Raw genomic sequence first — 9,213 nt, 5'->3', positions numbered from 1 at the left:
TCCGGTCTCAAGCTGCCTGTTTTGCCGTGACGAATGCCGCAAGGCTGGCCACGTTGGTGAAATGGTTGCGAGTGTCTTTGGCATCGGCGTCGATCTTGATGCCGTATTTTTTCTGGATCGCCAGGCCCAGTTCCAGCGCGTCCACCGAATCCAAGCCGAGGCCTTCGCCGAACAATGTCTGCTCGTCGCCGATGTCCTCGGGGCTGATGTCTTCGAGGCCCAAGGCGTCGATGATCAGCAGTTTGATGTCACGCACCAGGCTAGCGGTGTTCTGATCGCTCATCTGCGGCGAGCTCCTTAATGAAATAGTCATGCAAATAATCGTTGAGCTTGCGCGAGGCCTGCGGTGCGGGGCCTTGCGCGGCGAAGGTCTGTGGGTCTATATCGGCCCCCACGCGAAAACTGAAGTGCACGCGGCGATGGGGGATGCGATACCACGGCTCGGCTTTGGTCAGGGTGGTCGGGCTGACCTTGATGATCACCGGGGTAACGATTTTCGCACCGCGCAGGGCAATTGCCGCCGCCCCCCGATGAAAGGCCGGCGCCTGACCCGGCTGGGTGCGGGTGCCTTCGGGGAAGATGATCAGGGTCTGGCCGTCCTGCAACGACTGCGCGGCGGCGTCGAGCATATCCATGCTGCCGTCGTTGCTGATGTACTCGGTACGGCGCAGCGGGCCACGGGTGAACGGGTTTTCCCAGAGGGTTTTCTTCACTACGCAATTGGCGTGGCGCACCAGACCGATGAGAAACACCACATCGATCAGCGACGGGTGGTTGGCGATGATCATCTGCCCAGGTCGGCCGAGGCGCTCGGCACCCTCGATGTTGTAAGTGAGCACGCCGGTGCGGGCCATGAAACGCACGAAAAACCAGAACAAGCGACTGACCGTACGCCGCGCGCGCAGGCGATGGACCAGCGCGTCACCGGGCAGGCAGCCGAGCAGCGGAAATACCAGCAGGCGCAGACACAGCCCGCCGAGCCCGAACAGGGCGAAGCTCGCAGCAGTGGCCAGCAGGCGCCAGTAGTAGGCGTCGCGGTGTTTGGCGGTCACGGGTTGCGATGCCAGGTCCATACACGATTTTTCCACGCATGTTGGCAGTCAGGTTGCTGGCCGAGCAGGGTTCGCAGCAGGTTGAGCGCGTGCGGCCAGTGCGCCTTGGACCGGGTTTCGGTGCTGCTGTTCAGGGTCAGCCGCCAGTCGGTACCGGGCGTGAGCAATAAACCCAGCGCGTAAGGGAACGGCACGTCATCGACCCACTGCGAGTACGCCTCGGGCGGTTGCTCTTCGGTGATCACCAGCAGCACGGCCGGGGCGCCTTCATCAAGCAGTGCCGCTGCTTCGAGCATGCCGTGTTCAAGGCCGTCGCCAGCAGCGGCGAGGGCGGTCATTTCGCTGGTTTCACCGCGCGTGATCGACCACAAACCGATGATCGCGTTATGCACTGAAAGGCTGAATTGGGTCGGCGACAACGGCTGTTCGGTGGCCAGATCGCGGAGGATTTCAAACGTGCGTGGGGTTTCGCCGTGCCGCGAGACGAACACCAGTGGCAGATGGTCCCGGCCTTCGGCCAGCGGCCAGCCAACGCTGAAGGCCATCCGCGCCAGGCGGCTGAGGCGACGGCGTTGCATGGCCGGCAGAAACGACACATCGGGCGCGGCATCACTGCTCTGCAGCACGACCGGTTGTCGGCTCCAGGCCTGCCAGGCGTCCACGCTGTCGAGCCCCGGGGCCCACGCGCGCCATTGGGCGATGTTGAAGTTGATCACGGACATTCATCCCGCCCCTGCGGGCTTTCGTTGACGCGTTGAGTCGCCAGCGCCGCAGCAGGCTTGGCTTGGCGCAGGGCGCCGGGTGGCGCGCATTATCCCGGTGCGACGGGTGTGTAGCAAATGTTGGTTACATTTTGCCCAACAAAATGTACCGAGCGGTTCGCTGCATGGCTATCACTTGGCCATTATCCAGATTTGACGCGGCGTGTCTGTCAGGTGTCTCTGGGATGGCTGGCGGTTTTTTCCATGCCTGGGCGTCGATTTTTACACCTGACGGCGTAGTCCATGTCCGTGAAGGTAGCGAAGCGCGGTCACCGCCAACTACACTCGGTCATTCTTTGATACACGGAGGTTTGGTCATGCGGCGCGTGGTGTTCAATCAGAAAGGTGGCGTGGGCAAATCCAGCATCGCCTGCAATCTGGCGGCGGTCAGCGCCAGCGAGGGTTATCGCACGTTGTTGGTCGACCTCGATGCCCAGGCCAATTCCACTCAGTATCTGACCGGGCTCACCGGCGATGACATTCCGATGGGCATCGCCGATTTCTTCAAACAGACCCTGTCTTCAGGGCCGTTCTCGAAAAAGAATCAGGCGGACATCTACGAAACCCCTTTCGACAACCTGCACATCATCACCGCCACCGCCGAACTGGCCGACCTGCAGCCCAAGCTCGAGGCCAAGCACAAGATCAACAAGCTGCGTAAGTTGCTCGATGAGCTATCGGAAGACTACGACCGGATCTATCTCGATACCCCGCCAGCACTGAATTTCTACGCGGTATCGGCGCTGATTGCCGCGGATCGAGTGTTGATCCCCTTTGACTGCGACAGCTTTTCACGTCAGGCCCTGTACGGCCTGATCGCCGAGATCGAAGAGTTGAAGGATGACCACAACGAAGGGTTGGAAGTCGAAGGCATCGTGGTCAATCAGTTTCAGGCGCGGGCCAGCCTGCCACAGCAGATTCTCGATGAGCTGATTGCCGAAGGCTTGCCGGTATTGCCGGTGTACCTGAGCAGTTCGGTGCGTATGCGCGAGTCGCACCAGGCCAGCATGCCGCTGATCCACCTCGATCCACGGCACAAGCTGACGCAGCAGTTTGTGGAACTGCACAATCTGCTGGAAGACCACTGATTCCCCGACTCACACGCTAATCCTGTGGGAGCGAGCCTGCTCGCGAAGAGGCCGGCACATTCAACATCGGCGCTGAATGATCGACCGCCTTCGCGAGCAGGCTCGCTCCCACAGGGTGGTCTGTGTTGGGTCAGATGCCTTGGCTACGCAGCCATGCCATCAACTGCGGCAATGGCAACGCACCGCTCTGCCGCGCCACTTCCCTGCCGTTTTTAAACAGAATCAGACTCGGAATCGAGCGAATCCCCAACTGCGCCGACAACTGCTGATTCGCTTCGCTGTCGAGCTTGGCCAGCCGACACTTGCCCGCCAGCTGCGCCGCAGCCTGTTCGAACACCGGCGCAAACGACTTGCACGGCCCACACCACTCCGCCCAGACATCCACCAGCAACGGCAGATCCCCCTTGATCTGGCTGGCGTAATCGCCTTGCTTGAGTTCGAAAGGCTTGCTCAGCAGTACCGCAGATTTGCAGCGTCCGCACTTGGGTTGATCGGCGAGACGCTCGGCTGGAATGCGGTTGACGCCGTTGCAGGAGGGGCAGGGGATGAGGAGTGGGGTGGTCATGATTGGTTCTCTGATAGGCAGTCTATAGAACTGATTTGGAGTCGATCTGCCAACTTATCAATGTCGCAACTGCTCACATTTTTCTCAAAACCGTTCCGGGATCGATGGCTAGTCTGAAGACCAATTCGGCGTTTTACGCTTGTCGTGAGGAGATCGCTTTGTCTTTATCTGTGTGCTACTTTTGTTGCACTAATCCAGGAGGCGATGATTCCTATGCATCAAATCGGAGCGACATAATGTCCGTAACTTCCAAGATACGCCGCCAAGGCGGCGCTGCCGTCATTACGATTCCGCCCACGCTTTTAAAGTTGTTGCATCTGGAGGTTGGCGCACAGCTAGAGCTGAATGTGGTCGATGGCGAACTGATTGCTCGTCCAGCCGTAGCCGATACGCGTAAGCGTTATAGTTTGTCAGAGCTACTCGAAGGCGCAGAAGAATTGCAGAAACTTAACGCCCAGACTAGCGAGACCCTTGAAGGTGATTCTGTCGGCCGGGAGCTGGGTTGATGGTGCGCCGACAGCCCCCTCAGCGGGGTGACGTTTACTGGATTGATCCAAACCCAGTGGCGGGGCGGGAGATGATGAACAGACATCGCTTTGTGGTGATCACGCCCAGAGAGATCAACGCATTGGGCGTGAGCATGACGGTGCCTGTTACTAGCGGTGGGAATTTCAGCCGGAATATGGGTTTGGCGGTCGCCATTACTGGCCACGAAACCAATGGTGTAGCGGTGTGTAATCAGGTTCGCAGTTTTGACATAGAACAACGGGTACGAGACGGCACGGCCAAATTCATCGAGCGACTGGATGACGTGACAATGTCTGACATCGTCGACCGTGTAATCAGTGCAATCGACCCGCTAAGCTGAAGCGCCTACGAAGAACAACTGATCTCCAAATGCTTTCCCCACTCCGGTGGCCGCTCGGCGTAACTTTCCATTCCCGGCTGCTCATCGAACGGTCTGCTCAGCACCGCATGCAGTCGGCGTACCTCGGCATAATCCCCTTGTTCCGCCGCATCAATAGCCTTTTGCGCCAGATAATTGCGCAGGATGTACAGCGGATTGACGGCATGCATCCGTGCGCGGCGTTGTGCCTGATCGGCATTGCCGTCGCGGCCGACCCGGGCGACGTAGCGTTCGCCCCAGGCATCGAAGCCTTTGATATCGACAAAATCGTCGCGCAGGCGGGCGATGGCCTGTTCGGCTGGCTCTTCACCGAGGCGGCGGAAGAACAGCGTGTAGTCGACGCCGCTGTTCTGCATCAGTTGCAGCAGGTTTTCCAGCAGGTGCTGATCGTCGTCCTCGGCGGTGGTGAAGCCGAAGCGGCGGCGCATCAGGTCGAGATAGTGCGCCTGGAACAGCGGCAGGTACAAGCCGAGGGTTTCGCGCAGGGCCTCGACGCTGATGAACGGCGTCAGTGCCTGGGCGAGCGCGCTGAGGTTCCACTGGCCCACCGGCACCTGATTGCTGAACGAGTAGCGGCCCTGATCATCGGAGTGATTGCATATGAAATGCGCGTCGAAGTCATCGAGGAAGGCGAACGGGCCGAAGTCGAAGGTGATGCCGAGGATCGACATGTTGTCGGTGTTCATCACGCCGTGGCAGAAGCCATAAGCCTGCCACTTGGCGATCAGCTCGGCGTTGCGCTCGACGATCTCGCGAAACATCGCCAGATACGGTTCCGGTTGTTCGAGGCATTCGGGGAAGTGCATCGCCAGCACATGCTCGCCGAGCTGTTTCTGCTGCTCGGGGCGCTTGGTGTAGTAGAAATATTCGAAGTGGCCGAAGCGGATGTGGCTCGGCGCCAGACGCAGCACCATCGCCGCGCGTTCCTGCTTTTCCCGCCAGACCGGCGTGTCGGAGCCAATCACGCAGGCGGCCCGCGAAGACGGAATGTTCAGCGCGTACAGCGCTTCGGAAGCGAGAAACTCGCGAATCGATGAGCGCAGCACCGCGCGGCCATCGCCCATGCGCGAAAAGGGCGTTTGCCCGGCGCCCTTGAGGTGAAGGTCCCAATGCTCGCCGGCGTTGTTGTACACCTCGCCCAGCAGCAGACCGCGCCCGTCGCCCAGTTGCGGGGTATAACCGCCGAACTGATGGCCGGAATACACCATCGCCCGTGGCTCGGCGTCGGCCCACAGCTTGTGGCCGCCAAACAGTTGCGCGAATTCTTCGGTTTCGGCGCTGGCCGCATCGAGATCGAGCAAGGCCAGAGCGGCCGGGCTGGCGACCACCAGACGCGGATTGTCGATCGGTTCGGGCAGCACGTGCGCGGAGAACGCGTCGCCCAGGCGGGCGAAGCGGTTGTCGAAAGTCAGTTCGTCGAGGGCTTTCACGGGCCGGCTCCAGCAGAATGTCCGAGCATTCTGCTGGGACCATGTCGGTTAGTCGAGTTTGCTCGGTGGCGGTTCCGGCAACGGTTTCTGCCCGTCGACGATCGGCACGATGGTTTTGTTCTCGGGTTCCACAGGCACCATCTTGTATTCCTGGCCGTGCAGGTTCTTCAGATAAACCTCCATCTGCCGGAACGAGATGTTGATGTGCTGCTTCTTGAACTCGCGATTGATGAAGCGGTTGACCTCATCCAGCACCGGGTTGCGGTCACCGAGATCGCGCACATGCATGCGCAGTTCGTGGTCGAGGGTGCTTTCGCCGAAGTTGAGGAAGTACACGTGCGGCTCCGGTTCTTTGAGTACACGCGGGTTCTCCCGGGCTGCTTTGAGCAGCAGTTCCTTGACCAGATCCAGATCCGAGCCGTAATCGACGCCCAGTTTCAAAGTGACGCGGGTGATGGTGTCGGTCAGCGACCAGTTGATCAGTTGCCCGGTGATGAACGTCTTGTTCGGGACAATGATGTCCTTGCGGTCAAAATCCGTGATGGTCGTGGCGCGGATGCGGATCTTGCTCACCGTGCCCGAGAGGTTGCCGATGGTGATGGTGTCGCCGATCCGCACCGGGCGTTCGAAGAGGATCATGATGCCGGAGATGAAGTTGGCGAAGATCTCCTGCATACCGAAACCGAGGCCTACCGACAGCGCCGCCACCAGCCACTGCAACTTGTCCCAACTGACGCCGAGGGTCGACAGGGTGGTGACGAAACCGACTCCGGCAATCACGTAGGACAGCAGCGTGGTTGTCGCATAAGCGCTGCCCTGGGCCAGATTGAGTTTGGACAGCACGAACACTTCGAGCAGCCCGGGCAAGTTGCGCGCCAGCGCGAAGGTGATGCCGATGATGATCAGCGCGCCGAGCATGTCGCCGATGCTGATCGGCACCATGCTCATGTTGGCGCCGGTGCCGCTGGTGTATTCGTAGAGGGTGATGTTATCCAGATACGAGAACACCGAAATCAGGTCCGACCAGACCCAGTACAGCGCCGCGATGAAACCGCCGAGCAGGGCCAGACGGATCAGGCGCAGGGACTGCTCGTTGACCTTTTCGATATCCAGCGTCGGCTCTTCGATCACCGCTTCGCCGTCGCCGGCCTCTTTCGCCGCCTGGCGTTTGGCCAGTGCGCGCTGGTAAGCCAGACGCCGCGCCGCAACGCTCAGGCCACGCACGAAGGTCGCCTCGATCACCAGCCAGAACATCAGCAGATACAAGGTGTTGATCAAGCGATCGCTGAGTTTCAGCGCGGTGTAGTAGTAGCCGAAGCACACCGCAACAAACAGGGCGATCGGCAGCAGGGTGAACATCACCCCGACGGCTTTGCGGAACAGCGAAGCGTTCTGGTGCGTCGGGCTGCTGATCAGCAGGCGACTGAGCAGCCATGCCATCAAGGCGTAGCAGGTCAGCACCACCGGCATGCCGAGCACGTCATCGGCCAGCGCCGCTGGTTGCAATTCGGCGACGGCCACCACGGCCACCAGCGCCATGACCACAAGGCCCAATCGACGCACCCAGCCCTGAAGGAACTCGACCTGCGGCTTCTCCCAGCGGAAGTGCAATTCCGCCACGCCACCCGGCGCAAGAATCCGGTACGCGGTGTAGAACACCAGCCAGGCCTGGCCCATCTGCAACAGCGCCGCGCCCATGTTGGCGTTCTGCCCGCGCGCGTCGATCTGCAAGGCCAGGCCGCACAGCGCCAGACCCAGCGCCACCGGCATCGCCAACAGGATGTTGATCAGAATCGCCTGCGGCGTGTGCCACTGGCTGTCGCGCTTGAAGTGGCCGATGTCCTGGTGAACCTTGTTGAGGCGTCCGTACAGGGCCTTGCGTCGCCACAACAGGGCGCCGATCAGCAGCGCCAATGGCAGGAACAGCAATGGCCGCTGGGTCAGGCCGTCAGCCAGTTCGCTCAGGCTCGACGCCCAGGGCAGGGTGTTGACCTGCCGCTCCAGGCGCTCGGGCACGCCGCGCATCCATTCCACATCCAGCGGTTTGTTGCTGGGGATCCAGAACATCTGTTCGTCGAGGGTCGCGCGCAGGCTTTGCGCGGTGCTCAGCAATTGTTTCTGGTTGAGCTGCAGGGTGATCGATTCATTGAGCATCGCGCTCAACTCGCGGTTCAGCCGCTCGAGCAGATCAGCGCGGGTGTTGGCCAGATCGAGCAGGCTTTTGCGCAGTTGCGGGGTGACCTGCTCCGGCGGCTGCGTGGCCAGCAAGTTGTCGACATAAGTCGCCGGGTTGCTCAGCAGCTCGCGTTGCTGGCTGACATCGAACTGATACAGGCGAATATCGGCAATCTGGTCGGCAAGGTCGCGGTCAACTTTCAGGTGCGGCAGCGCCTGTTTCTGTTTATAGAGAATTTTCGACAGCAGCAGGCTGCCCTTGAGCACGTTGATTTGCTCGTCCAGCGCCGAATCGCTTTGGGTCAGGGTGTCGAGTTGCTGTTTGGTCTGCAGGTTCTGCTGCGTGACTTCGTTGAGACGGTCGGTGCTCTTGAGCAAATAGTCGGAAAGCTTGAGGTTGGTCGCGCTCTCGCTTGCCAGCAGGCTGCTGCCGCCTGCCTTCTGCGCCTCGATCGATTGCTGGGTAACGGTTTCCTGCGACTGCGCCAGACGCTTCTGGTTGATCAGGGTTTGCAGTTCCTGGATCTCGCGGTCGAGGCGGTCGGATTTCTCCGAAAGCAAGTCGTGCTGGGCATTGCCCAGATCCTGCAACTGGGTGTTGCCGGCCAGTTCCTGGCGGCGCAGCGGAATCAGCGCATTGAGTGCGGCCAGTTCGGCGTTCAACTGGTCGCGCTGTTCGGCGGTGACCGTTTTGCCGGTGTCCTTGCCGGATTTGAGGATGGTGTTGATCTGCTGGATGCGCGTCTGGCTGGCGGAAATCTCCGCCTGAGCGCGCTCGGGGCGAGTCTGCGCGGTGATGATCAGGCTGTTGGCTTCGGCCAGGGCTTTTTGCAGATCGCTCTGCTGGGTCGAGCGATCGGTAAGGATCTGCTCCAGTTGCTGAATCGACTCCTTCGGAAAACGCTGCGCGACCGGCACTGGCGCGGTGGCCTTGAGGCGGCTCAGTTCGCGGGTGTTTTCAATCGTCTGCTTCGGCGCGTTCGCCAACTGACGCTTGAGATCGATCAGTTTCTGCTCGTAATCACGCTGGTTGTTCAGCTGATTGAGGGTGTTCTGCAGGACGGTCTGCAGGGTCTTCTTGTCGGCGTCCGGCAGTTTGCTGTCGGCCAGCTTGTCGAGGCTGGCCTGCACGGCATCGCTGGACGGTGGTTCGGCAGCATGCAGCGGGCCGACGACAAGACTGAGGCCCAGCAGGGCCGCGGCGAAAAAGGAGCGCAGGGTAGGCATAGAGACCG

At 60.6% G+C, this 9,213-nt stretch carries 9 protein-coding genes; 3 read left to right on the top strand and 6 right to left on the bottom strand.

Annotation, left to right across the window (positions count from 1 at the left end; translation table 11 throughout):
• Positions 1–7 precede the first annotated feature (7 nt).
• From J5M66_RS07830 to J5M66_RS07820, 3 genes are read right to left on the bottom strand one after another with little or no spacing between them, the layout of a single operon-like run.
• Positions 8–283, bottom strand: coding sequence for a phosphopantetheine-binding protein (locus J5M66_RS07830; RefSeq protein ID WP_016772025.1), 276 nt, complete (start codon positions 281–283; stop codon positions 8–10).
• Positions 261–1,073, bottom strand: a complete 813-nt coding sequence (locus tag J5M66_RS07825; RefSeq protein ID WP_110602643.1) for a lysophospholipid acyltransferase family protein — start codon at positions 1,071–1,073, stop codon at positions 261–263. Before J5M66_RS07825 ends, J5M66_RS07830 begins: the two co-directional genes overlap by 23 nt.
• Positions 1,049–1,774, bottom strand: a complete 726-nt coding sequence (locus J5M66_RS07820) for a beta-ketoacyl synthase chain length factor (RefSeq protein ID WP_207807686.1) — start codon at positions 1,772–1,774, stop codon at positions 1,049–1,051. Before J5M66_RS07820 ends, J5M66_RS07825 begins: the two co-directional genes overlap by 25 nt.
• Before the next feature lie 356 nt (positions 1,775–2,130).
• Here J5M66_RS07820 and J5M66_RS07815 point away from each other — a divergent pair, with 356 nt between their 5' ends.
• Positions 2,131–2,901, top strand: coding sequence for a ParA family protein (locus tag J5M66_RS07815; protein WP_016772022.1), 771 nt, complete (start codon positions 2,131–2,133; stop codon positions 2,899–2,901).
• Positions 2,902–3,031: 130 nt separating this feature from the next.
• On the opposite strand, the gene trxC is transcribed toward J5M66_RS07815, so the two are convergent.
• Positions 3,032–3,466 (bottom strand): thioredoxin TrxC, encoded by a 435-nt coding sequence (gene trxC / locus J5M66_RS07810; protein ID WP_207807687.1) that lies wholly within the window; start codon positions 3,464–3,466, stop codon positions 3,032–3,034.
• Positions 3,467–3,702: 236 nt separating this feature from the next.
• Between trxC and J5M66_RS07805 the strand changes: the two genes are divergently transcribed.
• Together J5M66_RS07805 and J5M66_RS07800 are read left to right on the top strand one after the other, a co-directional pair.
• The gene (locus J5M66_RS07805) at positions 3,703–3,972 is read left to right on the top strand and encodes a PbsX family transcriptional regulator (protein WP_207807688.1); all 270 of its coding nucleotides are present in this window, start codon (positions 3,703–3,705) and stop codon (positions 3,970–3,972) included.
• Positions 3,972–4,334 carry a type II toxin-antitoxin system PemK/MazF family toxin gene (locus J5M66_RS07800; protein ID WP_041477600.1) on the top strand — a complete coding sequence of 121 codons (363 nt, stop codon included), beginning with the start codon at positions 3,972–3,974 and terminating at the stop codon, positions 4,332–4,334. Before J5M66_RS07805 ends, J5M66_RS07800 begins: the two co-directional genes overlap by 1 nt.
• A gap of 5 nt (positions 4,335–4,339) precedes the next feature.
• On the opposite strand, the gene selO is transcribed toward J5M66_RS07800, so the two are convergent.
• Entirely contained in the window at positions 4,340–5,803 is a 1,464-nt protein-coding gene (selO, locus tag J5M66_RS07795; RefSeq protein ID WP_207807689.1) for a protein adenylyltransferase SelO, read from the bottom strand.
• 48 nt (positions 5,804–5,851) lie between these two features.
• The gene (mscK, locus tag J5M66_RS07790) at positions 5,852–9,205 is read right to left on the bottom strand and encodes a mechanosensitive channel MscK (protein ID WP_076565278.1); all 3,354 of its coding nucleotides are present in this window, start codon (positions 9,203–9,205) and stop codon (positions 5,852–5,854) included.
• Positions 9,206–9,213: the final 8 nt, after the last annotated feature.

Source organism: Pseudomonas sp. 67(2021), assembly GCF_017491835.1.
GTDB lineage: Bacteria > Pseudomonadota > Gammaproteobacteria > Pseudomonadales > Pseudomonadaceae > Aquipseudomonas > Aquipseudomonas atacamensis.
This window is presented reverse-complemented; position numbering and strand designations above follow the sequence as displayed.

Coding starts and splice junctions, on each gene's coding strand:
- J5M66_RS07805 (WP_207807688.1), top strand. CDS start 3,703: ATGTCCGTAACTTCCAAGATACGCCGCCAAGGCGGCGCTGCCGTCATT.
- J5M66_RS07830 (WP_016772025.1), bottom strand. CDS start 283: ATGAGCGATCAGAACACCGCTAGCCTGGTGCGTGACATCAAACTGCTG.
- J5M66_RS07800 (WP_041477600.1), top strand. CDS start 3,972: ATGGTGCGCCGACAGCCCCCTCAGCGGGGTGACGTTTACTGGATTGAT.
- J5M66_RS07820 (WP_207807686.1), bottom strand. CDS start 1,774: ATGTCCGTGATCAACTTCAACATCGCCCAATGGCGCGCGTGGGCCCCG.
- J5M66_RS07815 (WP_016772022.1), top strand. CDS start 2,131: ATGCGGCGCGTGGTGTTCAATCAGAAAGGTGGCGTGGGCAAATCCAGC.
- J5M66_RS07825 (WP_110602643.1), bottom strand. CDS start 1,073: ATGGACCTGGCATCGCAACCCGTGACCGCCAAACACCGCGACGCCTAC.
- trxC (WP_207807687.1), bottom strand. CDS start 3,466: ATGACCACCCCACTCCTCATCCCCTGCCCCTCCTGCAACGGCGTCAAC.
- mscK (WP_076565278.1), bottom strand. CDS start 9,205: ATGCCTACCCTGCGCTCCTTTTTCGCCGCGGCCCTGCTGGGCCTCAGT.